The organism is Nocardioides ultimimeridianus (genome assembly GCF_054777895.1).
The window spans coordinates 1-25532 of the sequence record NZ_BAAHAB010000009.1; the positions used below are offsets into that span (position 1 = coordinate 1).

17 protein-coding genes and 1 riboswitch are annotated in these 25532 nt (G+C 74.5%); of the genes, 5 read left to right on the forward strand and 12 right to left on the reverse strand.

The window, feature by feature from the left end; translation table 11 throughout:
- The 3 genes from ACYU8V_RS08665 to ACYU8V_RS08675 all read right to left on the reverse strand — a co-directional run.
- Positions 1–2687 (reverse strand): DUF4011 domain-containing protein (locus tag ACYU8V_RS08665; protein WP_460846676.1); only part of this gene is annotated, 2687 nt, incomplete at its 3' end.
- Positions 2687–3859 (reverse strand): M48 family metalloprotease, encoded by a 1173-nt coding sequence (locus ACYU8V_RS08670; RefSeq protein ID WP_460846678.1) that lies wholly within the window; start codon positions 3857–3859, stop codon positions 2687–2689. The genes ACYU8V_RS08665 and ACYU8V_RS08670, both read right to left, overlap by 1 nt.
- A 60-nt stretch (positions 3860–3919) precedes the next feature.
- Positions 3920–5416 (reverse strand): AMP-binding protein, encoded by a 1497-nt coding sequence (locus ACYU8V_RS08675; protein WP_460846679.1) that lies wholly within the window; start codon positions 5414–5416, stop codon positions 3920–3922.
- Positions 5417–5576: 160 nt separating this feature from the next.
- Here ACYU8V_RS08675 and ACYU8V_RS08680 point away from each other — a divergent pair, with 160 nt between their 5' ends.
- Positions 5577–6920, forward strand: a complete 1344-nt coding sequence (locus tag ACYU8V_RS08680; protein ID WP_460846680.1) for a M20/M25/M40 family metallo-hydrolase — start codon at positions 5577–5579, stop codon at positions 6918–6920.
- Positions 6921–6934: 14 nt separating this feature from the next.
- A complete protein-coding gene (locus ACYU8V_RS08685; protein WP_460846682.1) occupies positions 6935–9715 on the forward strand; it encodes a helix-turn-helix transcriptional regulator in 2781 nt (926 codons plus the stop codon).
- 3 nt (positions 9716–9718) lie between these two features.
- Here the strand turns inward: ACYU8V_RS08685 and thiC are convergent, their stop codons facing one another.
- From thiC to ACYU8V_RS08720, 7 genes are all read right to left on the reverse strand, one after another.
- Positions 9719–11467 (reverse strand): phosphomethylpyrimidine synthase ThiC, encoded by a 1749-nt coding sequence (gene thiC / locus ACYU8V_RS08690; RefSeq protein WP_460846685.1) that lies wholly within the window; start codon positions 11465–11467, stop codon positions 9719–9721.
- Entirely contained in the window at positions 11464–12153 is a 690-nt protein-coding gene (locus ACYU8V_RS08695) for a bifunctional hydroxymethylpyrimidine kinase/phosphomethylpyrimidine kinase (protein WP_460846686.1), read from the reverse strand. Before ACYU8V_RS08695 ends, thiC begins: the two co-directional genes overlap by 4 nt.
- Positions 12150–12725, reverse strand: a complete 576-nt coding sequence (locus ACYU8V_RS08700; RefSeq protein WP_460846687.1) for a thiamine phosphate synthase — start codon at positions 12723–12725, stop codon at positions 12150–12152. The genes ACYU8V_RS08695 and ACYU8V_RS08700 overlap by 4 nt, the downstream gene beginning before the upstream one ends.
- The gene (locus ACYU8V_RS08705; protein WP_460846688.1) at positions 12722–13483 is read right to left on the reverse strand and encodes a thiazole synthase; all 762 of its coding nucleotides are present in this window, start codon (positions 13481–13483) and stop codon (positions 12722–12724) included. Before ACYU8V_RS08705 ends, ACYU8V_RS08700 begins: the two co-directional genes overlap by 4 nt.
- 1 nt (position 13484) lies before the next feature.
- The gene (thiS, locus tag ACYU8V_RS08710) at positions 13485–13673 is read right to left on the reverse strand and encodes a sulfur carrier protein ThiS (protein ID WP_460846689.1); all 189 of its coding nucleotides are present in this window, start codon (positions 13671–13673) and stop codon (positions 13485–13487) included.
- On the reverse strand, positions 13670–14674 hold the full coding sequence (locus ACYU8V_RS08715) for an FAD-dependent oxidoreductase (protein ID WP_460846690.1): 1005 nt from the start codon (positions 14672–14674) through the stop codon (positions 13670–13672). The genes thiS and ACYU8V_RS08715 overlap by 4 nt, the downstream gene beginning before the upstream one ends.
- Positions 14674–15270: a thiamine phosphate synthase gene (locus ACYU8V_RS08720; RefSeq protein WP_460846691.1), complete on the reverse strand. Its 597-nt coding sequence runs from the start codon at positions 15268–15270 to the stop codon at positions 14674–14676. The genes ACYU8V_RS08715 and ACYU8V_RS08720 overlap by 1 nt, the downstream gene beginning before the upstream one ends.
- A riboswitch (TPP riboswitch) is annotated at positions 15261–15370 on the reverse strand. Its footprint overlaps the gene before it by 10 nt.
- Positions 15371–15486: 116 nt before the next feature.
- Here ACYU8V_RS08720 and ACYU8V_RS08725 point away from each other — a divergent pair.
- The 3 genes from ACYU8V_RS08725 to ACYU8V_RS08735 all read left to right on the forward strand — a co-directional run bounded on the left by ACYU8V_RS08725 (position 15487) and on the right by ACYU8V_RS08735 (position 23659).
- Positions 15487–16257 (forward strand): SGNH/GDSL hydrolase family protein, encoded by a 771-nt coding sequence (locus ACYU8V_RS08725; RefSeq protein ID WP_460846693.1) that lies wholly within the window; start codon positions 15487–15489, stop codon positions 16255–16257.
- Positions 16258–16420: 163 nt separating this feature from the next.
- The gene (locus ACYU8V_RS08730) at positions 16421–21943 is read left to right on the forward strand and encodes an ATP-binding protein (protein ID WP_460846695.1); all 5523 of its coding nucleotides are present in this window, start codon (positions 16421–16423) and stop codon (positions 21941–21943) included.
- A 90-nt stretch (positions 21944–22033) separates the two neighbouring features.
- On the forward strand, positions 22034–23659 hold the full coding sequence (locus ACYU8V_RS08735) for a serine/threonine-protein kinase (protein ID WP_460846696.1): 1626 nt from the start codon (positions 22034–22036) through the stop codon (positions 23657–23659).
- 70 nt (positions 23660–23729) lie between these two features.
- Here the strand turns inward: ACYU8V_RS08735 and ACYU8V_RS08740 are convergent, their stop codons facing one another.
- Both ACYU8V_RS08740 and ACYU8V_RS08745 read right to left on the reverse strand, forming a co-directional pair.
- Positions 23730–25013 (reverse strand): RNA polymerase sigma factor, encoded by a 1284-nt coding sequence (locus tag ACYU8V_RS08740; protein WP_460846698.1) that lies wholly within the window; start codon positions 25011–25013, stop codon positions 23730–23732.
- A gap of 35 nt (positions 25014–25048) precedes the next feature.
- On the reverse strand, positions 25049–25399 hold the full coding sequence (locus ACYU8V_RS08745) for a YciI family protein (RefSeq protein ID WP_460846700.1): 351 nt from the start codon (positions 25397–25399) through the stop codon (positions 25049–25051).
- Positions 25400–25532 lie beyond the last annotated feature (133 nt).

Here is a 25532-nt window from a genome sequence, read left to right on the forward strand (position 1 = left end):
CGCTGCCGACCCGCGGCGTCCCCGAGCTCGGTCGCGGCCACCGACCGCGCGGACAGGACCCCGAGCGCACCGCGGCGCGCGAGCGGGTCGATCAGCGCGTGCAGCTCGGCGATCCGGCGTACCTCCGCGACCCGGAGGGCGCCGGGCTCCGGCCCTGCGGCCTCCTGCAGCAGGCTGCGGAGCCGCGCGGCGAACTCGGCCAGCGCCTCCGCGGCGGCGCCCACGGTGAGCTCCGGTCGCACGCCCTCCAGGACCGCGGCGCTCACGGCCGCGAGGGGTGAGCGGGCGAGCATCCGGTCCTGCCCGGCCCGCGCGAGGGCGTCACCGAGCCGGTCGACCGCGCCGCGGGCCGAGCGCCAGGCCTCGGGGGCCGGCACGAGCTGCTGCTGGTCGGCCGTCAGGTCCTCGCCCCAGCGCGCGTCGCGGAGCGCCACCAGGCGGTCGAGGTGGTCGATGACGCGGTCACCACGTGGCGCCGGACCGGCCAGCGTGGCGTCGTACCCCTCGACGTCGGAGCGGATCCGGACCAGCTCGGCGATCAGCCGGTCGCGCTCCGCCTCGCGCTCGGCGAGGTCGTCCTCGGCGGCGCTCCACGCCTCGTAGGTGTCGCGCAGGCCGTGCACGAAGGCCTTCTTGTCGGCCTGGCTGTCGTGGACCAGCGTGCAGATCTCGTCGAGCCCGCGCGACCGCAGCCGAGCGTGCACGACGTCGAGGGCCGCCCGCTTCTGGCAGATGAAGAGCACCCGCTTGCCCTGGGCCAGGTAGTCGGCGACGAGGTTGGTGATCGTCTGCGACTTGCCGGTCCCGGGCGGACCCTGGATGACGAAGTTGTCGGCGGCGCGGGCCTGGGCGATGGCGGCGAGCTGGGAGTCGTCCGCCGTCACGACGAGATGGCGGTCGGGCAGCGGCAGCGGCGCCGCGGCGACGGGGGCCTGCCGCGGCTCGGCGGAGAACAGCTCGTCGAAGACCGGCTGCGCCCCGGCCTCCGCGGACAGGAGGGCGTCGTAGTCGCGGACCAGGCTCAGCGTGCGGTAGTTGAAGTTGGCGAGCGTGACCGCGCAGAGGTCGACCTCCCAGCGGTAGGGGTTCGTCTCGCCGTCGGACAGCGTGTAGAGCTCGCGCTCCACCTCGCCGACCGCCCTCGTGCGCGGCGCCGGCTCGTCGCCGAGCTCGACGGCCAGCGGCAGGGGCGAGCGCACCAGGCGGTCCTCGAAGATCTGCACGCCGAGCGGCTGCCACGAGGGCCGGGTGTAGGAGTAGGCGTAGTGGCGCCGGCCGATGCTCGGCCGGCCGCCGCTGCGCCGGCGACGGAAGGCCTGCAGCGCGGTCTGCGCGCGCGAGCGGATCAGCTCGATGCGGGGCTGGTCGACCAGGTCCACGGTGACGCCCTGCTCGGTGGTCCGGGCCTGGCGCTCGATCTCGCGGCGCAGCCCGTCGACGGCGTCCGGGTCGCCGAGATCGACCGTCGCGGGGAGCTCGAACCCGTAGCGGTCGCGCAGCTGGTGGCGCAGGACCGGGTTCACCTCGGCGACCTCGGGATCCACCAGCCGCAGCTTGAACGAGCGACGTACGCCGCGCACCTTCGACAGCTCGGCCGCCGCGAGCACCAGCGGCGACAGGATCGGGGTGTCCGGGTCCTCGTGGACGTCATGCCAGCGCAGGAACGCCACGACCAGGCGCAGCTGGTCCTGGCCGTACTCCGCCCGGTCGCGGCGGGCCTGGGAGACGAGCGCGTCGACGGCCTGCTCGGCGTACGGCGCGTCGTCCCACCGCACCAGCGCACCGAGGTCCACCGCCTTGCCGTCGACCAGCCGCGCGGAGGCGGGACCGCCCCAGGTGAACAGCTGCTCGGCGCGCACCGAGCGGACGTCGAGCACCAGCGGCACCGAGGCCTGGGTGAGGTTGAGCGTGCGCCCGGTGCTGCGGAAGTACAGCAGCGGGTTGCGCCGGCTGAGGTCGAAGAGCCGCTCGCGCAGGTGCTCCAGGACGACGGTACGACGGTCCGCGGACCCCTCGCCGAGCACCCGCTCCAGGTCGAAGTCCTCGGGCTGGTCGCGGTAGGTGCGCAGCCGCTCGGTCACGTCGAGCAGGTCCTGCGCGCGGCGCCGGCGGTCGGGCTCCACCATCGAGGCGACCACGCCGGCCACCACCGGGTCGAGACCGGGCGCCAGGGCGAACAGGTTGCGCCGGTAGCGGTCGAGTCGGTGCAGCGCGTCCTCGTCGGCGAGGTCGAGCCCGCACAGCAGCGCCGCCAGCAGCTCCCCCAGGCTGCCGATGTCGGTGAGCTCGTCGTGGTGCTCGATCTCGTGCTCCCAGCGCTGGAAGCCGGGCACCAGGCGCACCCGCGTGTACGCCGCCTCCGCGGGCTGGGGCGAGGTCGCCCGTACGCCGGTCGCCAGGTCGACCAGCTGGTCCGCGCCGCGTCGTACGTCGAAGGCGCGGGAGGCCAGCTCGCGCTCCACCTGCTCGAGCACCGGCCGGTTGTACTGCGGCGGCAGGGCCGCGCGCTCGTCGAACTCGATGCGGTGCTCGGCGGTCACGGACAGGTCGCCGAGCCCCCGCAGCGGCGCCACCCGGCCGATCTCGTGGGCGCGGGCCACCTGCTCCAGGAGCGGCAGGACCAGGGCCAGCGCGTCGTCCACCGGCAGCCCGCCCAGCTCGACGGCCCGGCGGATCAGCTCGCGCATCAGGCCGCCCCGCCGACCAGGCGCCGGGCATCGGCCACCACGGCCGCACGCTCGCGGTCACCGAGGCCGAGCTCGGCGGTCAGGAACCGCACCAGGTCGGTGTCGAGGCCCTTCACGCTCGCCACCGCGACCGCCCCCGCGAGCGCCGCGCGCGAGGAGTCGGGGTCGCAGGTGGCCAGGTCGGCCAGGACGGCACAGAGGTAGCGGCGGGTGTCCGGGGGCAGGGCGCCGAGGTCGTCCTCGGGCAGCTCGGAGAGCGGCGAGGCGGCGGGCGGCATCGCGGCGCCGTACCGGTCGGCGAGCTCGGCGGCCTCGGGTGAGCGCAGCTCCTCGACGAGGGTCGCCTGCCGCACGAGCTCGCGGGTCAGGTCGCGCAGCGCGTCCTGACCGAGGACGTCCAGGGCGGCGAGGTCGAGCGGCGGGCCGATCGCCGCGGCCACCTGATCCTCCGCGTCGTCGCCCGCGACCTGCCACTCCTGCAGCGCCCATGCGCGCAGCACGTTCTCGGGATGCGTCTGCCCGCCGCTGCCCGAGGTCAGGTCGACCTCCGCGGCCTGGCGCAGGTACGCCGCCGGGTCGACGTGGCGCAGCCCGGTCGCGAGCTTGATCAGGCCGCCGATCGACGGCTCGACCGAGCCGGTGGCGATGAGGGCACCCCGGTCGGCGTACAGCTCGGTGGCCAGGCGGAACCGGCGCGCGGTCTCGAGGTACTCCCCGCTCGTGCGCGCGTCCAGCTCGCCGGCCTCCAGCAGCCGCGCCGCCACCAGGTAGCGCCCGCCGTCCGCGGTCCAGAGCACGTGGTGGGCGAGCTCGTGCCCGAGCACCGCGCACAGCTCGTCCTCGCTGAGGAGCTCCGAGAGGCCGCCGGTGAGCACGACGATCGCCCGGTCGTGGACGTGCACCAGCTCGGCGTTGGGACGCCCGTCGGACTCGCCGGCGTACAGCTCGACAGGCACCTCGATCCCCAGCGCCTGCGCGGCGCGGCCCAGCTGCGCGTGGATCTCCGGGTGGCTGGCGACATCGAGCCGGTACGTCGACCGCAGCAGCGCCTGGTCCAGCTCGGCGCCGCCCGCCGGGGCATCGCCCAGGGCCGCGAACGCCCGCGGCACCTCCCGCTCGAGGATCGACGTCACCGCGACGTGGTACGGCAACGGCCGGAGCGGGTGGGGCACGGCGCTCACCCTAATAGCGGCCCGCCTACGGGACGGGGAGTCCGGCGGGGTGGCGCTCGCTCACCCCGCAAGGCGGCAGCGCAGCTCCCGGCGCAGCAGCTTCCCCGACGGCGCCTTCGGGATCGCCTCGACGAACTCGACCGCCCGGACCCGCTTGTACGGCGCGACGCGGGAGCCCACGTAGGCGATGACGTCGTCCGCGGTCAGGTCCGGCGCGTGCGGTGCGCGGACGACGAACGCCTGCGGGACCTCCTCTCCCCCGACCTGTGCGCCGACCACGGCTGCGTCGTCGATGTCCGGCGAGGTCAGCAGCTCGGCCTCGAGCTCGGCGGGCGCGACCTGGTAGCCGCGGAACTTGATGAGCTCCTTGACCCGGTCGACGATGAACCAGTCGCCGTCGGCGTCCACCGTCGCGATGTCGCCGGTGTGCAGCCAGCCGTCGGCGTCGAGCGTCTCGGCGGTGGCCTCGGGCCGGTCGAGGTAGCCCGCCATCACCTGCGGTCCGCGCAGCCACAGCTCGCCACGGCCGGAGGTGTCGGTGCCGGTGTCCGGGTCCACCAGCCGCGCCTCGGTGCCGGGCACCAGCCGCCCGATCGAGCCGGGCTTGCCGTGCTCGCCGAACGGCACCAGGTGGCTCGCGCCGGACAGCTCGGTCATGCCGCAGCCCTGCGTGACCGGCACCCCCAGCCGGGCGCTCGCCAGCTGCGCGATCGCGCCGTCGAGCGGTGCCGCGGCGCTCAGCACGGCCCGCAGCGCGGAGAGATCGAGGTCATCGACCAGCGGCGACTTGGCCAGCGCGACGACGATCGGCGGGGCGACGTACGCACGCGTGACGCGGTACGACGCCAGCGCCGCCAGGTAGGCGCCCAGCTCGAACCGCGGCATCGTCACCGCGGTGGCGCCGGCGGCGAGGCCGAGGTTCATCAGCACCTGCATGCCGTAGATGTGCGAGAACGGCAGCACGGCGAGGAGCACGTCGTCCGGCGTGTGCGCGAGGTAGGCCTGCATCTGCTCGAGGTTGGCGACCACGCCGCGATGCGTGAGCACCACGCCCTTCGGCGTACCGGTGGTGCCGGAGCTGTAGGGCAGGACGGCCACGTCGGTCGCCGGGTCGAAGGCGATGTCGGGCGGCCGGTGCCCCTCGCCGACGAGCTCCGGGATCGACTCGCAGAGCAGGAGCGCGGCGCCGGTGGCCCCCGCAGCCGGCGCCGCGCGGTCCAGGAACGCCTCGACCGTGATCAGCAGCCGCGCCCCGCTGTCCTGCAGCTGGCGCTCGACGTCGGCCGTCGTCGCGAGCGCGTTGACCGGGGTCACGGTCAGCCCCGCCCGGCAGGCCGCGAGGAACGCGACCGGGAAGGCGGGGCTGTTGGGCGCGAACAGGGCGACCACGTCGCCCTTGACGAGGCCGCGGGCGTGCAGCGCGCCGGCGAGGGCGCGGACCGAGACGCCGAGCTCGGCGTAGGTCGTCTCTGATCCGGTGGCGGCGTCGACCAGCGCCGGGTGGTCGCCGCGGCTCGCGGTCGGGCGGAGGACGTGGTCGTGGAGGGTGGTGGTCATGGTGGTCTCCTGGTGGCTGGCGGGGTCGGCGTCACGCTCGCCCTAAGACGTCCTCGCTCGCATCGGGCGGATTCCCAGTTGTGGCGGCTGAGACCCTCAGCCGGATCTTCGGAGTGCCTCCCCGATGCCGCGGCCGGGGCTCGCGACGCACGCTCGACCCATGACGACCACCGCCACCCCTGAGCTGCTCCAGACCCTGATCCGCAACCGCTGCGTCAACGACGGCACCGGGGCCTCCGCCGGCGAGTCGCGCAACGCCGATGCCCTCGCCGCCCTCCTCGAGGGCCCGGGCGTCGACCTGGAGCGCTACGAGCCGGCGCCCGGCCGGGCGAGCCTGGTGGCCCGGATCGAGGGCACCGACCCGAACGCGCCGTCGCTGCTGCTGATGGGGCACACCGACGTCGTACCGGCGAATGAGCAGGGGTGGCGGCGGGACCCGTTCGGAGGGGAGCTGGTCGACGGCGAGGTGTGGGGCCGTGGCGCCGTCGACATGCTCAACCACACCGCCTCGATGGCGGTGGCCGTGCGCGACCTCGCCGACAGCGGCTTCCGGCCGCGCGGCTCGCTGATCTACCTCGCGGTGGCCGATGAGGAGGGCGGCGGGACGTACGGCGCCGAGTGGCTGCTCGAGCACCAGCGCGAGTCGGTCGCGGCCGACTACGTGATCACCGAGACCGGCGGCATGGCGCTCCCGATGCCCGGCACCGACGAGACCCTGCTGCCGGTGATGGTCGGCGAGAAGGGCTTCGGCTGGATCACCCTGGTCGTCAGCGGTACGCCGGGGCACGGGTCGATGCCGCTGCGCACCGACAACGCCCTGGTCAAGGCCGCCGCGGTGGTCCAGCGCATCGCGGCGGTCGAGCACCGGCCGGCCGTCGCGGGGGCGTGGCGTGCCTTCATCGAGGGGTGCCGGCTGCCCGACCAGGTGCAGCGGATGTTCCTCGACCCGGACGCGCTGGCGGCGTACTGCTCGAGCGCGGAGGCCGACCTCGGCCTCGCGCGGCTGATCCACGCGACCACGAGCACGACCTTCGCGCCGACGATGGTGTCGGGCGGGGTGAAGGCGAACGTGATCGCCGACCGGGTGGAGATCACCGTCGACATCCGGACCCTCCCCGGCGTGGAGGAGCACGACGTCGCCGCGATGCTGGCCGACGCGATCGGGCCCGAGCTGATGGCCTCCGTCGAGCTGCGCACCGACCGCTTCCACGCGGCCTCCGTGTCCCCGACGACGACGCCGCTGTGGGACTCGCTCAACACCGTCACCGGCGCGCTGCTCCCGGACGCCCGTCCGGTGCCGTTCCTGCTCGTCGGCGTCACGGATGCGCGGTTCTTCCGCGACCGCGAGTCGGTCGCCTACGGCTACGGGCTGTTCAGCGACCGCATCTCGTTCCGCGACTTCGCCGCCATGTTCCACGGACACGACGAGCGCATCGACGTGGAGTCGCTGGACCTCTCCACCCGGCTCTGGTCCGGAATCGCCCACGACTTCCTCGGCCGCTGATTAGGCTCCCTCGCGTGGACGGGGCGCTGGAACGGCGGACCGAGCTCGCGGCGGCGCGGGCGGCGTACGACGACGCACGCGGCGGCCTGGGCTCCCTGCTGCTCGTGACCGGGCCGGCCGGCATCGGGAAGTCCACGCTGCTGGAACGATTCGGCGGCGCGGCGACCGGCCTCCGGACGCTGCGGGCGCGGGCGGACGAGCTCGAGACGGACCTGCCGTTCGGGGTGGTGCGCCAGCTCTTCGAGGGCCTGCTCCGGGGCGACCCGGAGCTCGCCGAGCGGATGCTCGTCGACGCCGCGCGCGTGGCGCGGGCGGTGGTCCTGCCGAGCGCCGAGCACGCGCCGGTCTCGCCGCAGGAGGCGGCCTACGCGCTCACCTGGCTGGTCGCGAACCTCGCCGCGGAGCAGCCGCTGCTCCTCCTCGTCGACGACCTCGCCTGGGCCGACGACGCCTCCTCGCGGTGGCTGCGCCACCTCGCCGCACGCCTCGACGAGCTGCCCGTGGTGGTGGCCGCGTCGCTGCGCACGGGCGGCCCGCGTCCGGCGTACGTCGCCGACCTGCTCGATGTCCCGCGGGCCACCGAGCTGCCCCTGGAGGTGCTGTCCGCCGGCGCCGTCGCCGAGCTCGTCCGCGCCGTCCGCGAGGAGCCGGTCGACGACGCCGTCTGCGTCGCCTGCGCCGAGGTCAGCGCGGGCAACCCGTTCCTGGTGCACGAGCTGCTGCGCAGCCTGCGCCACCTCCCCCGGCTCCAGGTCGCCGACGTGACCGGGGCCCGGCCGGATGCGGTCGCCCGCAGCGTCGGGCGCCGCCTGGGAGGCATGTCCGCGACCGCCCAGCGGGTCGCGGAGGTGGTGGCTGTGCTCGGTGAGGGGGCCGAGCTGCGGCACGCCGCCGCGCTGGCCGGGCTCGACGTGACCGAGGCGGCGGCGGGTGCGGACGAGCTCGCCGAGGCGGGCATCCTGGCGCCGACCAGGCCGCTGTCGTTCGTGCACCCGCTGGTGCGGACGGCGACGTACGACCGGCTCGGGGCGCAGGCCCGCGCGCACGCCCACGCCGCCGCCGCCCGGATGCTCGCCGCGGAGGGCGCCGACACCCAGCAGGTCGCCAAGCACCTGCTCCTCGCACCGCCGCTCGCGGACGGCTGGGCGGCCGGACAGCTCTTCGCGGCGGGCGGTGCGGCGCTGATGGGCGGTGCCGCCCGGGAGGCGCACACCCTGCTCGCGCGGGCCCTGCTCGAGCCCCCGCCGGCCGAGCTCCGCGCGTCGACCGAGCTCGCCCTCGCCCAGGCCGAGCTGCGGCTGCTCGACCCGCGTGCCGAGGAGCGGCTCGAGCACGTGCTGGCCAGCGGGGCCGACGTCCGCGTCCGGGCCCAGGCCGCCTCGGCGCTGACCAGCCTGCGCATCCTCCTCGGCCGGCCGCCGGCCCCGCGCTGGATCGCGGACGTCCTCGCGCAGCTGCCACCGGACGAGAGCGAGCTCGCGCTCGACCTGCGGGCCGGCGAGGTGGCCTCCGGCCTGCTCCAGTACGCCGCCATGCCGGATGCCGGGCGGCGCACCGAGGCGCTCGCCACCGGCGTCGCGGGCGCCACCCCGGCCGAGCGCCGCCTCCTCGGGGCGCTCGCCTACCACCTGGTCATCGACGGCCGCACCGCCGGCGACACGTGCGCCGAGCTCGCGGTCCGTGCGCTCGGCGGACTCCGGCTGATCGACGAGTCCGGCGAGACCGCGGCGGCCTGGCTGACCGCGATGGTGCTGCTGATCACCGGCCGGCACCGCGAGGCGGACGACGCCGTCGACGCCGGGCTGCGCCGGGCCGCCGACCTCAGCTCCGAGGCCAGCTTCGCGACCTGGTCGGTCGTCGGGTGCTACGCCGGCTGGCTGGCGGGCCGGCTCGGCGAGGCCGAGGCGCACGGGCAGGGCGCGCGGCGCACGGCCGACCGGTCGGGGCTGTGGCTCCCCCGGGTCGCCGCGGCGGCGTACCTGGGCCGGGTGCTCGTCGACCGCGACGAGCTCGACGCCGCCGACGCGCTCCTCGGCGAGGTCGCCGGCGCCGGGCCGGTCGGCAACACCGCGGCCGACGCGGCGGCGTACACCGAGATGCTGCTGCGGGCCGAGCAGGGACGGTGGACCGAGGTCGTCGCCATCGGCGAGGCCATCGCGAGCCGCGGCGGTGGTGCCACGAACCCGGGCTTCCGGTGGCGTCCGGCCATGGCGGTGGCGCTGGACCGGCTCGGGGACCGGGCCGGTGCGACCGAGCTCCTCGCCGAGCAGCGGGCCGCCGACGAGTGCTGGGGCATCCCGCGCGCGACGGGCCTGACCCTCCTGGCCGAGGGTCTGGTGGAGCAGGGCACGGCTGCGCTCGAGCGGATCGAGCAGGCCGTCGAGGTCCTCGGCCGTGCCGACGCACCGCTGGAGCTGGCCCGCGCGCTGCTCGCACAGGGGCGCGCCCTGCGCCACGACCGGCAGCGGGCCGCCGCCCGGCCGGTGCTGGCCGCGGCGCTCGACCTCGCCGACCGGTGCGGCGCCCTCCGGCTCGCCGGGCAGGCCGAGCAGGAGATCGCCAGCTGCGGCGGGGTCGTACGCCGCCGGCGTACGACGGGACCGGCGGCACTCACGCCCAGCGAGCTGCGGGTCGCGCGGATGGCCGCCGAGGGGCTGACCAACGTCCAGATCGCGCAGGCGCTGTTCGTCACCCGCAAGACCGTGGAGTCCCAGCTGACGGCGGTCTACCGCAAGCTCGGCGTCTCCTCGCGGCAGGCGGTGGGCCCGGCGCTCGAGCCCACCGCCGTCGGCTGAGGGTCAGCGCTCGGCCGGCTCCACGTACACGCTCCGGCCGAGCTCGATGAACTCCGCGGACTTCTCCTTCATCCCGATCGCCGCGTCCTCCGGGGTCATCTCGCCGGAGAACCGCTCCCGGACGTCCTGGCTGATCCGCATCGAGCAGAACTTCGGGCCGCACATCGAGCAGAAGTGCGCGGTCTTGGCGTTCTCCGCCGGCAGCGTCTCGTCGTGGAACGCCTCGGCCGTGTGCGGGTCGAGGGACAGCGCGAACTGGTCGCGCCAGCGGAACTCGAAGCGCGCCTTGGACAGCGCGTCGTCCCAGTCGCGGGCGTGCGGGTGCCCCTTGGCGATGTCGGCGGAGTGGGCGGCCAGCTTGTAGGTGATGACACCGGTCTTGACGTCGTCGCGGTTGGGCAGGCCGAGGTGCTCCTTGGGCGTGACGTAGCAGAGCATCGCCGTGCCGTGCCAGCCGATCGTGGCGGCGCCGATCGCGCTGGTGATGTGGTCGTAGCCGGGCGCGATGTCGGTGGCCAGCGGGCCGAGCGTGTAGAAGGGCGCCTCGTGGCACCAGTCCTGCTGCAGGTCGACGTTCTCCTTGACCAGGTTCAGCGGGACGTGGCCAGGGCCCTCGACCATCACCTGGACGTCGTACTCCCAGGCGCGCTGGGTCAGCTCCCCCAGCGTGCGCAGCTCGCTGAGCTGGGCCTCGTCGTTGGCGTCCGCGGTCGCGCCCGGGCGGAGCCCGTCGCCGAGGGAGAACGCGACGTCGTACCGCTGGAAGATCTCGCAGAGCTCGTCGAAGTGGGTGTAGAGGAAGTTCTCCTCGTGGTGCGCCAGGCACCAGCCGGCCATGATCGAGCCGCCGCGGGACACGATGCCGGTGACGCGGTTCGCGGTGAGCGGCACGTACCGGAGCAGTACGCCGGCGTGGATGGTCATGTAGTCCACGCCCTGCTCGCACTGCTCGATCACGGTGTCGCGGAAGACCTCCCAGGTGAGCTTGTCGGCCTCGCCGTTGACCTTCTCCAGCGCCTGGTAGATCGGGACGGTGCCGATGGGGACCGGGCTGTTGCGGATGATCCACTCGCGGGTGGTGTGGATGTCGTCGCCGGTGCTCAGGTCCATCAGGGTGTCGGTGCCCCACGTGATCGCCCAGGTGAGCTTCTCGACCTCCTCGGCGATGCTGCTGGTGACCGCGGAGTTGCCGATGTTGGCGTTGACCTTCACCAGGAACCGCTTGCCGATGATCATCGGCTCGGACTCGGGGTGGTTGACGTTGTTGGGGATGATCGCGCGACCCGCGGCGACCTCCGCGCGCACCAGCTCCGGAGAGCAGCCCTCGCGGACGGCCACGAACTCCATCTCCTTCGTGATGATGCCCTGGCGGGCGTAGTGCATCTGGCTCACGTTGCGGCCCGGCTTCGCCCGCCGCGGCGTGGAGGCGCGGCCGCGCCACTGGTCGCGGTGCACGCCCGAGCGCAGCGCCGTGCGGCCGTTGTCGAGCAGCTCGACCTCGCGGCCGTCGTACTCCTCGGTGTCGCCGCGCTCCTCGATCCAGCCCTGTCGGAGCAGGGGCAGGCCGACCTCGGGATCCGAGCCCGGCCCCTCGGTCGTGTAGCGGTCGAAGGACTCGCCGTTGGTCAGCTCCACCCGCGTGAACGGGACCCTCAGCTCGCCCTTGAGCACCCGGCGGTGGGCGGCGTGGACGGGCCGGTGGAACGGGCTGGTCTCGGTGGTCTCGACGGTCTCGGTGATCTCGATGGTCATGCGGTCATCTCCTCTGGTGGGGGGTTCGGGACGGTGTGCGCGACCGGGCCGCGTCCGCGGCCCAGGCGCCAGGACCTGCCGGCCAGCAGCTGCCGGGCGACGAAGGCGTCGGCCCGTGCGGCGGCGGTGGCGACGGCGTCGCCGAGGGCGAGGTACGCCGCCAGCGCGCTCGCGTGCGTGCAGCCGGTGCCGTGGTCGTTGGTGGTGTCGACGTCGCCGCCGCGGGTGACGTGGAGGTGGCTGCCCTGGGGCTCGCCGAGGGCCCGCCACTCGTCCTGGTTGGGGGTGGCGACGGTGGCGACCGGGAGCAGGTGGTCGCGGTAGGCGACGACCACCGCGTCGTCGGCGAGCGTGGCGCCGGTGGTCGCCCGGAGCACCGGATCGACGACGATCCTGCGCCCGGCGCACCGCTCGGCGACCAGCCGCACGACGTCGGCGCTGCCGAGCATCCCGGTCTTGACCACGGCCGGGTCGAGGTCGGCGAGGACCGCGTCCAGCTGGGCGGCCACGACCTCCAGCGGGATCCGATGGATCGCGTGGACGGCAACGGTGTCCTGGGCGGTGACGGCGGTGACGACGCAGGTGCCGTGCACGCCCAGGGCCGCGAAGGTCGCCAGGTCGGCGGCCAGGCCGGCGCCGCCGCCCGAGTCGGTGGCCGCGATGCTGAGCACGACCGGCGGCGTCATCGGACCGCCTCCAGCAGCTCGCGGACGACGTCCGCCGGCTCGGCCGCCCGCATCACGGCGCCCATCACGGCCACGCCATGGGCACCGGCATCGATCGCGGCCCGGGCGTTCGTGGGCGCGATGCCGCCGAGCGCGTAGACCGGGATGGCGTGGCCGGCGAAGGCGTCCGGCGCGAGCGGGTCGCGTCCCGGCTTGGAGCCGCCCTCGGCGTACGGGCTGAGGAAGGCGTACACCGCCCCCTCGGCCTCGGCGGCCGCCACCTCGTCGGCGGAGTGGCACGAGCGACCCCATGCCCCTCTGTCTGCTCCGCCAGCCTGCGCGCAGGCAGGCAGGTGGACGGCAGCCGCCCCGTGCAGCGGCGTGCGGGCCGCGATGACGCTCGCTCCCACGTCGACGAGGGCCGCGACGAGGGCAGCACGGGCCGGCTGCGGCTCGTCGAGCTCGCGCACCACGACGTGGGTGAGCCCCGCCTCGACGCACTCGGCGACCGTGCGCACCAGGCCACGGCCGAGCGGCAGCTGGGAGCGGTCGGTGAGCAGCATCAGGCGGACGCCGGTCAGGTCCAGGCTCATCCGATCAGCCCCGCCGTCGGTGACGAGGCCCGGGCCGTGGCGCGGCGCGGGATCCGGCCGGCCCGGCAGGCGTCGTACCCGGCGTCCACGGCCATCCGCATCGCCGACGCCATCCGCACCGGGTCCTCCGCGCGGGTGACCGCCGAGGCAGCCAGCACCGCGTCGCAGCCGAGCTCCATCGCCAGGGCCGCGTCGCTGGCCGTGCCGACCCCGGCGTCGAGGACGACCGGGACGCTGACCGCCGCGCGGACCCCCTCGATCGCGTGCGGGTTGAGGACGCCGAGCCCCGACCCGATCGGCGAACCGAGCGGCATCACCGCGGCACAGCCGGCGTCCTCGAGCCGGCGGGCCAGCACCGGGTCGTCGGTGGTGTACGGCAGCACGGTGAAGCCCTTGCGGACCAGCTGCTCGGCGGCGTCCAGCAGCTCCACCGCGTCGGGCAGCAGCGACACCTCGTCGCCGATCACCTCGAGCTTGATCCAGTCGGTGCCGAGCGCCTCGCGGGCCAGGTCGGCCGTCATGACGGCCTCGCGCGCGGTCCGGCAGCCGGCGGTGTTCGGCAGCAGCCGCACCCCGTGCCGCTGCAGGATGCCGAGCAGTCCCGACTCCGAGCTGCCCGACGCGCGGCGGATCGAGACGGTCACCATGCCCGGGCGGGCGACGTCGAGGATCGGCTCGATCAGCGAGGTGCGCGGCAGCCCGCCGGTGCCGAGGAAGAGCCGGGAGGTCAGGGTCTCCCCCGCGATCACGAGCTCCATCTCAACCTCCCTGCACCGCGGTGACGATCTCCACGACGTCGCCGTCACGCAGGGCGGTGTCGGCGTGCCGGCCGCGCGGGACGACGCTGCCGTTGAGCGCGACGGCGTGCCCGGCGGGATCGGCGAGCAGGTCGGCGACGGTGCTGCCGGGCTCCAGCAGCCTGTCCTCGCCATTGACGATGAGCCTCATGGGGCGGTCCTCTCTCGGGTGAAGCGGCGCGGGTCGACGCCGGGCTCGACGGCGCCGGACTCCAGGTGGTCGGCGACCAGCTGTGCGGTGAGCGGCGCCAGGAGGACGCCGTTGCGGTAGTGGCCCGCCGCGAGCACCACCCCGTCCTCGGCCGGCCCGATCAGCGGCAGGTTGTCCGGCGTCGCGGGCCGGTCCCGCGCGGTCGCCTCGCGGAACTCCGCCCGGTCCAGGCCCGGCAGCAGCCGGCAGGCGGCGTCGAGGAGGCGGCGTACGCCCTCGACGGTGGGGACCGGCTCGGCGTCGTGCTCCTCGCTGGTCGCGCCGACCACGACCTCGCGGTCGGCGGCGCGGGGCACGACGTACACGTGCTCGCCGTGGGCGAGGCCGCGCACGACCTGCGGGGGCGGGTCGTCGCAGCGCAGCCGCAGGATCTCGCCGCGCACACCCCGGACGAGCCCCGTGTACGGCGCCGGCAGGCGGGCGCCCGTCGCCACCACCTCCACGTCGCAGCGGCCGGTGGCCGCCGGCACCACCGGGACCCGGTCCAGGAGCCCCGCCACGATCCTCCGGGGGTCGACGCTGTGGTCGTCGGGCAGCCAGGCCCCGCCCGCGACCGGACCGAGCCGCGGCTCGCGCGAGCGCAGGTCGCGGCTGCCGAGCGGCTCGGCGCGGACGCCCTGCGCGCTCAGCAGCTCCAGCTGGCGATCGACCTCCTGGAGGTCGCCGGCGTCGGCGGCGGCGAGCAGGGTGCCCGTGGCGAGCAGGGGCACGCCCAGCCGGGCCCCGAAGCCCGGCCACAGCGCGAGCGAGCGCAGGCCGAGCGCGAAGAGCGCCTCCTCGCCGTGCCACAGCTCGCCGGAGGGCGAGAGCATCCCGGCGGCGGCGTACGACGCTCCCGTGCCGGGAGCCGGGTCGACGACCTCGACGGTGTGGCCGCGCCGCAGCAGCTCGTCGGCCACGGACAGCCCGATGATGCCGGCCCCGAGGATCCGGACCCGCATCAGCCGACCGCCGCCACGAGCTCCTTCGCAGCGGCCACGGGATCGGGTCTGCTCCAGATCCCTCCGATCACGGCGACCCCGTGGGCGCCGGCGCCGATCACGGCGCCGGCATTGCCGGCGTCGATGCCGGAGATCGCGACGAGCGGCAGGACCCCGGCCGCGCTGCTCACCGCCGAGACGCCCAGCGGCCCGCCGGCGACCTGCTTGGAGCCGCTGGCGAACACCGGCCCGAGGCCGGCGTAGTCGGCGCCCGCGGCCCGTGCCGCCTCCACGTCCGCGCGCGTGCGGCAGGTGGCGCCGATCAGCAGGTCCGGCGCCAGCTCGCGCGCCAGCGCGACCGGCAGGTCCTCGGCGCCGAGGTGGACGCCGTCGGCGCCCGCGGCCAGCGCGATGTCGACGCGGTCGTTGACCACGACGACCGCGCCGAGGCCGGCGACCGCGGCCAGCACGTCCCGGGTGAGGTCGAGCAGCGCGGCCGAGCCGAGCGACTTCGCGCGCACCTGGAAGCCGGTGGCCCCGGCCTCCGCGATCGCGGGCAGCAGGGACAGGTCGTGCTCGTCGGAGACGAGGCAGAAAATACGGGGCAGGCGCCGCATCGGTCACTTCCTTCGCCGGCATGATCCGGAGCAGGTTCGACGGTCGGGGCGGACTCAGCCCCTTCTCAGCCCGCTGCCGCGGGCTCCCGTGTGGATGTGCGGCCAGTATGCAGCACCCTCGCGAATCAAGCCTCGTGGCCCTCCGAGATCGCCATCTCGGAGGGCCACGAGGCTTGATTCGCGGCGGGCAGTGGACCGCCGAGGAATAATGGGTCCGTGTTGTTCCACCGGTACGTCGCCCTCGGAGACTCCCAGACCGAGGGGCTGAACGATCTCGACGCGCACGGGGGCATCCGTGGCTGGGCCGACAGGTTCGCCGTCTACCTGGCCGAGAGCAATCCGGACCTGCTCTACGCGAACCTCGCGATCCGCGGCCGGCGCACCAAGCGGATCCGTGCCGACCAGCTCGAGCCCGCGCTCGCGCTGAACCCCGACCTGGTCAGCGTGATGGCCGGCGCCAACGACGTACTCGGCTCCTTCGACCTCGCCGAGACGATGACCGACCTGGAGGACATGTACGCCGCCCTCCGCGGCATCGGCGCCACCGTCATCGGCTGCACCTTCCCCGACCCGGGGGCGGCCTTCGGCATCGCCCGCCACCTGACGCCCCGGGTGCGGGCCCTCAACGCCGCGATCCGCGACGCGGCCGAGCGCCACGACGTGGTGCTCGTCGACTTCGAGGCCTACCCGGCCGTCAACGACCCGCGCTGGTGGAGCTTCGACAGGCTGCACCTCAACACCGCGGGGCACACCCGGCTCGCGACGGCGTTCGCCGACGTGCTCGGCGTACGGCCGGACGCGTCGTGGCAGGACCCGCTGCCGCCGCTGTCGGCGCGCGCGTGGTGGCGCAGCCGGCTCGAGGACGGCCAGTGGCTCGGGCGCTTCTGGGTGCCGTGGTTCTACCGCCACCTCACCGGCAAGTCGACCGGTGACAACCGGTTGCCCAAGCGGCCGGTGCTCGAGCCGGTCACCCCGATCGTGGAGTGAGTCCCGCCCCGCTCCGCACATGTCGGTTCGGTAAACAATATGAGTCAATCCTCATGTAATATTTGAGCCTTTCCTCATATTTTGCGAGGATGTGTCCGGCAGCCACCACTGGCGGCCGACGCGTCCCTCCCCGGGCGCTCCCCTGACCCCCCGGAGGTACCTGGTGTTCTCGCGAATCGCGATCGTCAACCGGGGCGAGGCAGCGATGCGGCTGATCCACGCCGTCCGCGATCTGTCCGCCGCCGGTCAGGACCTCGCCTCGATCGCCCTCTACACCGACGCCGAGCGCCACGCCACGTTCGTGCGCGAGGCGGACGAGTCGTACGGGATCGGTCCCGCGTCGGCCCGGCCCTACCTCGACCTCGCGGTCCTCGAGCGAGCCCTGGTCGCCACCCGCGCGGACGCGGTCTGGGTCGGCTGGGGATTCGTCGCCGAGGACCCGGCGTTCGTCGACCTGTGCGACCGCCTGGGCGTCACCTTCATCGGCCCCCGGGCCGAGGCGATGCGCCAGCTCGGCGACAAGATCGGCTCCAAGCGGATCGCCGAGCAGGTCGGCGTACCGGTGGCGCCCTGGAGCAACGGCCCGGTCGACACCCTCGAGGAGGCGCTGGAGGCCGCGGAGCGGATCGGCTACCCGATGATGCTCAAGGCCTCCGCCGGCGGCGGCGGGCGCGGCATCCGCAAGGTCACCACGCCCGAGGAGCTCACCGACGCCTACCAGCGCACCCGCGACGAGGCCGAGCGTGCCTTCGGCAGCGGCGTCGTCTTCCTCGAGCGGGTCGTCACCGGTGCCCGCCACGTCGAGGTCCAGCTCATCGCCGACAGCCACGGCACCGCCTGGGCCCTCGGCGTCCGCGACTGCTCGGTGCAGCGCCGCAACCAGAAGGTCATCGAGGAGTCCGCCTCCCCCCTGCTGTCCCCCGACCAGGTCGCGCAGCTCAAGGCGTCGGCCGAGCGGCTCGCCGTCGCCGTCGGCTACACCGGTGCGGGCACCGTGGAGTTCCTCTACCAGCCCGAGGAGCGGTCCTTCGCCTTCCTCGAGGTCAACACCCGGCTGCAGGTCGAGCACCCGATCACCGAGGTGACGACCTCGGTCGACCTCGTCAAGGCCCAGATCCACGTCGCCGCCGGCGGTGCGCTCGAGGGCGAGCGGCCCGTCGAGGCCGGCCACGCGATCGAGGCCCGGCTCAACGCCGAGGACCCCGATCGCGACTTCGCGCCCGCGCCGGGTCGGGTCGCGCTGCTCGAGCTGCCCAGCGGTCCCGGCGTACGCGTCGACACCGGGTTGGGCGAGGGCGACGTCATCCCCGCCGACTTCGACTCGATGATCGCCAAGGTCATCGCCTACGGGCGCGACCGCGACGAGGCGCTGGCCCGCCTGCGCCGGGCGATGGCCGAGACGACCGTGGTCATCGAGGGCGGCACCACCAACAAGGCCTTCATCCTCGACCTGCTGCAGCAGCCCGAGGTCGTGTCGGGCGAGCCGCAGTGGGCGGACACCGCCTGGATCGACCGGGCCCGGGAGGAGGGCCGGCTCGTCTCCGACGCGCACCGCGAGATCGCCCTGCTCACCGCCGCCGTCGTCGCCTACGACGAGAGCCTGGCGGTCGAGCGCACCCGCTTCCTCGAGACCGCCCACGGCGGCCGGCCGCAGGCCCAGCACGAGGTCGGCGAGCCCGTCGAGGTCAAGCTGCGCGGTACGACGTACCGGCTGACCACGCTGCAGCTCTCCCCCGGTCGCTACCGGATCACGGTGGCCGCGGGCGCGAGCTCCGCCACCGCCGACGTCGAGATCGAGTGGCTCGACGAGTTCCACGCCCACCTGGTCGTGGGCGGCCGCAAGCACCGGATCGTCTCGGCCGTGCACGGGACCGTGCACCTGGTCGAGGTGGACGGGGTCGCCCACCGGATCAGCCGCGACGAGGGCGGCGTGGTGCGCTCGCCCGCGCCCGCGCTCGTGGTCGCGACGCCGGCCGCCGTCGGCGACGTCGTCCAGGCCGGCGCCCCGCTGGTGGTGCTCGAGTCGATGAAGATGGAGACCGTCATCCCGGCCCCGGTCACCGCGCGGGTCCGCGACCTGCTGGTGATCACGGGCAGCCAGGTCGAGACCGGCGCACCGCTGCTGCGGATCGAGCCGCTCGTCGACGAGTCCGGCGCCGAGGGCGGGGCCGACGCCGAGTGCGCCGACCTGGTCCTGCCCGTCGACGGCACCGCCGCCTCCCTGCGCGAGCGCGCCGAGCGCGCGCACGCGACCATCGCGGCCCAGCTCCTCGGGTACGACGTGCCGGCCGCGGACCGCCGCGACACGCTCAAGGAGTACCTGACGGCGAGGGACGAGCTGCGGGCCTCCGGCGAGGACCTCATCGCCGACGACGTCGCGCTGGTCACCCTCTTCACCGACATCGCCGACCTGCACCGCGACCGGCCGGCCGACGACGAGCGCCGCAACGAGCTGCGGGTGCACAGCTCGCGCGAGCACTTCCACTCCTACCTGCGCAGCCTCGACGCCGACCGCGGCGGCCTGCCCGACCACTTCCGCGAGCGGCTGTGCCGGGTACTGGCGCACTACGGGGTGACCGGCCTGGACCGCACGCCCGCCCTCGAGGAGGCCGTGTTCCGGATCTTCCTCGCCCAGCAGGGGCCGGCGACCGACGCGGACGTGGTGGTCGCCCTCCTGCAGCGCTGGATCGACGAGCCCACCCCCGCGGGCGCCGACCCCGCCGACGTACGCGCCCAGCTCGAGCGGCTGAAGGGCGCCACCCAGCGTCGCTTCCCCGTGGTCGGCGACCTGGCCCGCAGCATCCGGTTCCGCTGGTTCGACCAGCCGCTGGTCGACGCCGAGCGCGAGGAGGTCGTCGCCGGCGTACGCGACGAGGTCGCCGCGCTCGCCCTCGCCGACGCCCCTGACCGCTCCGCCCGGATCGAGGCCCTGGCCGCGATCCCGGAGAAGATCGTGGCCTTCCTGGGCGAGCGCATCGCCGCGGGCTCCCGCGGCCCCGAGCCGATGCTCGAGGTGATGACCCGGCGCCACTACCGCGAGACCGTCGGCGACGTGAGCGTCTCGGAGCGGGACGGCCGTGCGTTCGTCGGTGCCACCTACGAGATCGACGGCACACCCCGCCACCTGGTCACGACGACCGGGACCTGGGACGAGCTGACCGACCCGGCCTCCGCGCTGGTGCGCGAGCTGACCGCGGCTCTGCGCGAGACCAGCGACCCCACCGATGTCGTCGCCGACCTGTTCCTCTACCGGCCGTCGACGCCGGACTCCGCCGAGGCCGTCACCGCGGCGCTCCGCGACGCGCTGGCCGCATCCGGGCTGCTCGCGGTGTCCCGCCGGGTGACCGTCGCGGTCTGCCCGGCCGACCAGGGCCAAGTCGAGTACTTCACCTTCCGCACCGACGACTCCGGCGAGGTCGTCGAGGACGAGCTCGTCCACGGCGTGCACCCGATGGTGGCCCGCCGCCTGGACCTGTGGCGCCTGCGCGACTTCCACATCACCCGGCTCGACGCGCCCCACGACGTGCTGCTCTACGAGTGCGTGGGCCGCGACAACCCCGAGGACCGCCGCCTGGTCGCCCTCGCGCAGGTGCGGCAGCTGGTCGTCGTCCGCGACGAGGACGGCCAGGTGACCGGCGTACCCCATGCGGAGCGGGCGATCGAGAACTGCCTCGAGGCCGTACGCCGGGCACGCACCTCCCGCGGCGCCGCCGGCGTCAAGCTCGATCTCAACCACGTCTGGGTCCACGTGTGGCCCGTCGTCGACGCGGACCTCGACCAGATCACCGGCCTGCAGCGCAAGATCACCCCGCTGACCGACGCCGCCGGGATCGCGGAGGTCCTGGCGGTCGGCCGTGTCGCCGGTCCCGACGGCGCGCCGGTGCCGATGTCGATCCGCTTCGCAGCCGGCCCGGGTGGCCGGGTGGTCAGCTCGATCGAGGCGCCGCCGACCGAGCCGCTGCGCACCCTCGACACCTACGACAGCCTGGTGCTGCGGGCCCGCCGCCGCGGCCTGGTGTACCCCTACGAGCTCCTCCCGCTGCTGACCGGGCCCCAGGGCACGTTCGTCGAGCACGACCTCGACGAGTCCCACGCCCTGGTCCCCGTCGACCGGCCGCGGGGCCGCAACAAGGCCGGCATCCTCGCCGGCGTGGTCTCGACACCCACCGCCCTGCACCCCGAGGGCGTCACCCGCGTCGTCCTGTGCGGCGACCCGACCAAGGCGCTCGGCGCGGTCGCCGAGGCGGAGTGCCGTCGCGTCATCGCCGCGATCGACCTCGCGGAGGAGATGGGCGTGCCCGTGGAGTGGTACGCCCTCTCCGCCGGAGCCCGCATCTCCATGGACTCCGGCACCGAGAACATGGACTGGGTGGCCGCCGGCCTGCGCCGGATCATCGAGTTCACCCAGGCGGGAGGCGAGATCAACGTCGTCGTGGCCGGCATCAACGTCGGCGCCCAGCCGTACTGGAACGCCGAGGCCACGATGCTGATGCACACGCGCGGCATCCTGGTGATGACGCCCGACAGCGCCATGGTCCTGACCGGCAAGCAGTCGCTGGACTTCTCCGGCGGCGTCTCGGCCGAGGACAACTTCGGCATCGGCGGCTACGACCGGGTCATGGGCGCGAACGGCCAGGCGCAGTACTGGGCCGCCGACCTGCCCGGCGCCTTCGACGTCCTGATGGCGCACTACGAGCACACCTACGTCGTCCCGGGCGAGTCCGGTCCGCGGCGGATGGCGACGACCGACCCGGCCGACCGCGACATCCGCGACTTCCCGCACACCGACCCGTCCAGCGACTTCACCACGGTGGGCCAGATCTTCGATGTGGCGAGCAACCCGGACCGCAAGAAGGCCTTCGACATCCGCACGGTCATGCGGGCGGTCGCCGACCAGGACCACGAGACCCTCGAGCGCTGGGCCGGTATGGCCGACGCCGACACGGCGGTCGTCTTCGATGCCCACCTCGGCGGCCACCCCGTCTGCCTGATCGGCATCGAGTCCAAGCCGGTGCCGCGGCGCGGGTTCCCTCCCACCGACGGCCCGGACACCTACACCGGCGGGACGCTCTTCCCGCGCTCCTCGAAGAAGGCGGCGCGCGCGATCAACGCGGCCAGCGGCAACCGGCCGCTCGTGGTGCTGGCCAACCTGTCCGGCTTCGACGGCTCACCCGACTCGATGCGCAACCTGCAGCTGGAGTACGGCGCCGAGATCGGCCGTGCCATCACGAACTTCGACGGCCCGATCGTCTTCGTCGTGATCTCGCGCTACCACGGTGGCGCGTTCGTGGTGTTCTCCAAGGCGCTCAACCCGCGGATGACGGTGCTGGCTCTCGAGGGCTCCTTCGCATCCGTCATCGGCGGCGCGCCGGCGGCCGCGGTGGTCTTCTCCGCCGAGGTCGACAAGCGCACCGCCGCTGACCCGCACGTCAAGGAGCTCGAGCAGGCGCTCGCCGAGGCCACGGCCGCCGAGCGGGGTCGCCTGGCGATCGAGCTCGGCCGGCTGCGGGCGTCGATCCGCGCGGAGAAGCTGAACGAGGTCGCCGGCGAGTTCGACGGCGTCCACGACATCCACCGGGCCGTGCGCGTGGGCTCGGTCGACGCCGTGATCTCCGCGGAGCGGCTCCGGCCCGAGATCATCGAGGCGATCGAGCGGGGGCTCCCGGACTCCGGCGAGCACGTCTGATCCGACGCGGCGGGCCGGCGCGGTCACCACTACAGTGGCCGCGCCAGCTCCCAGCGCTCGGGCGCGCTGCTTCGAACCGGAGGCCGCACCGTGTCGCACCGTACGTCTGACGACCCGCCCGCCATCGGCGGCTGGCAGCTGCACGAGCAGCTCGGTGCCGGCGGCATGGGCACCGTCTGGCACGGCACCAAGGACGGGCGACACGCCGCGGTCAAGGTCGTGACGGCCGGCTACGCCGCCGATCCGGAGTTCCGCCGGCGCTTCCGCCGCGAGATCGTCATCTCGCAGCTCGCGGAGTCCGACCGGATCGCGAAGGTCCTCGAGTACGACATGGACGGGCCCACGCCCTGGCTCGCCTCGACGCTGCTCGACGGCGAGACCCTCGCCGATCAGGTACGCCGGCGCGGGCCTCTCAGCAGCGAGGCCTGCTCCCGGCTGGCCGCCGAGCTCGCCGAGGCCATCGCAGCGCTGGACGCGGCGGGGATCGTCCACCGCGACATCAAGCCCTCCAACGTGATGATGACGTCGCGGGGCGCCGTGCTCGTCGACCTCGGCATCGCCCAGGCGGCCGACGTCGCATCGCTGACCCAGACCGGTGCCCGGATCGGATCCCCCGGCTGGATGGCACCGGAGCAGGTCGAGGGCCACCGGGCGACGGGCGCGACCGACGTCTTCGCGTGGGGGCTGTGCGTGGCGTTCGCGGCGACGGGCACCCACCCGTTCGGCACCGGCGCGACCGACGCGGTCCTGCTCCGGATCCGCAACGACCCGCCGAGCCTGGACGCGGTCGAACCGAGCTGGCGCCCGATCGTCGGCGCCGCGCTCGGCAAGGACCCGGCCACGCGGCCCCGGCCCGAGCAGCTGGTCCTGCCCGCGCCGAGCACTCGTCCGAGCGCCGCACCACAGCCTGCCGCCCCGACGCTCCTTCCGGGCAGCCACCCCGCGAGCGGCTCGGCTCCCACCGCGGCGGCCACCGTGCCGGCGTACCCCGCGCCGATGTACCCCGTGCCACCGGCGGCGCCGACGCGCCGCGGCCGGGCCCGCGCGGTGCTGGGGGTGGCCGGGGTCGTGGTCCTGCTCGCCATCGCGGGGCTGCTGGCGGTCCTGGTGATCCGGTCGAACGGCTCGCACGCGGTCGCCGCATCCGGGACGACCCCGTCGCCCCACGGCGGGCGGCACTCCTCGGCCGCGTCATCCCCGACCTCGACCTCCACCTCGACATCCGTCTCGGGCGTGGCGAGCACCTGCGTGACGCGCACGCCGTCGACCATCGGGTCGTGGACGCGCTATGCGACCTGCCGCAACCCCGCGGCCGGCTACGCGATCGACGTCCCCACCGCCATGACCGGGGTCGCCGACGCCGACCCGGACGAGCAGCGGTTCGTCGCCGACGACACCCGGATCACGCTGCGGGTCGCCAAGCAGGCGAATCCCGGGGTCACAGCGCTGACGCGGCAGGAGCGCGAGGTCAGGCGGCTGACGGTCGCCACCGGCCGGGCCCCGAGCTACTCCTCCGGGATCACCGACGGCACCAGCTTCGTCGTCACCGGGTACGAAGCCGACGGCTCGATCTACTACGAGCGCGCGGTGGTGCTGTCCCAGGCGGAGTACTGGTACGTGTGGCACTACCCCGCCTCCGCGAAGTCGGCACTCAACGCCGCGCTCCAGCACGAGCTCTCCTCGTTCGTGCCCGGGCCCGACGTACCGGTCTCCTGACCGCGGACGTCCCGCCGCAGGGCCGCGGGTCCCGAGACACGGGACCACCGGCGCCGGGGAGACGGTTCGGTCAGGCCGGTGGGACGGGTCCGCTCGCTGCGGCACGGCGGAGCAGGAGCTCGCGCTCCGCGGGGTTCCGGGTGAGCGCCGCCGCCTCACGGAAGGACGCTGCCGCCTCGTCGTGCCGGCCGGCGCGAGCGAGCAGGTCGCCACGCACGCTCGGCAGCAGGTGGGAACCTGCGAGGGCGCCGGCCGGCAGCGCGTCGAGCACGGCCAGCCCGGCCTCGGGCGAGTGCGCGCGGCCGTGCGCGACGGCCCGGTTGACCTCCACGACCGGGCCGGGCGCGGCCTCGGCGAGGACGTCGTACAGGCCGGCGATCGCGCGCCAGTCGGTGTCCTCCGCCGACCGCGCGCGGGCGTGGCACGAGGCGATCTCGGCCTGCAGGAAGTAGCGGCCGACCGGGCGGCCGGTGGCGGCGAGGCCCTCCGCGCGTCCGAGCGCGTCCAGCCCGCGCTTGATCAGCAGGTCGTCCCAGAGCCGTCGGTCCTGGTCCTCGAGCAGCACCGGCCGGCCGTCCGGATCCACCCGGGCCACGCCGCGCGAGGCCTGCAGCTCCAGCAGAGCCTGCAGGCCGTGGACCTCGGGCTCGTCGGGCACCAGTCCGGCCAGCATCCGCGCAAGCCGGATCGCCTCGCGGGTGAGCTCGGGGCGCATCCAGTCCTCGCCCGCGGTGGCGGCGTACCCCTCGTTGAAGACCAGGTAGATCACCGCCATCACGTCGTCGAGCCGGTCGAGGCGCTCCTGGCCGGCGGGCAGCTCGAGCTGCACCCCGGCCTCGGCCAGCGTCCGCTTCGCGCGCGAGATCCGCTGGCCCATGGTCTTCTCCGGCACCAGGAACCCGCGGGCGATCTCGGCGGTGGTGAGGCCGCCGACCAGGCGCAGGGTCAGCGCCGCCCGCGACTCGGGGGTGAGCGAGGGGTGGCAGGACAGGAAGATCAGCCGGAGGACGTCGTCCTCGATGAAGTCGACCTGATCGCTGAGGTCGGGCATGCCGTCCTCCTCGCTCAGCTCGTGGCCGATCTCGGCCGTCTTGCGGCGCAGCGTGTCGGCGCGCCGGAACGTGTCGATGGCACGCCGCTTCGCGGTGGTCATCAGCCACGCCGCGGGATTGGCGGGTACGCCGTCGGCGGGCCACCGCTCGAGGGCGCTCAGCAGCGCGTCCTGGGCGAGGTCCTCGGCGAGGTCGAGGTCCCGGGTCATCCGGGTCAGGGCGCCGACCAGTCGCGCGGACTCCGCGCGCCAGGTCGCGGTGATCGCCTCAGTCGTGGTCGGTTCCGCGGTGGTCTCGGCCATGCGGCCAGCCTAGGGGCCGGCCGCATGGCCGCGGGTCACTCGGCGGCGGCCTCCGGCGGCGCGTCCGAGATCTGCCGCAGGGTGGCGACCATCTGGCAGTCCGGCCAGTACTTCGCGTGCAGCTCGGCGAACTCGGCCTGGCCGGCGATGGCCTCCTCGAGGGTGTCGTACTGCAGGATCGCCCACCCGCCGACGACCTCCTTGGACTCGGCGTACGGGCCGTCGACCCGCGTGGTCTCGCCCTTGCGGACCACGAAGTTGACCGCGTCCTCGGTGCCGAACAGGCCGCCTCCGTCGAGGAAGTGGCCGAGCTGCGCCTGCTCCCCGATGTAGGTGTCCATCGCGTCGAACAGCGCCTGCGGCGGCATGCCCTGTCCCTCTTCCATCCTGACGAATCCCATGAACCGCGGCATCGCTCGCTCCTTCGTGTCCCTCGTGTGGTGGCCACCGCTGTCTCGGTGCCCTTCTCCCCCGTACGTCGAACGGCATCCTCCCGTTTCGACATCGACTTCGGAAGAA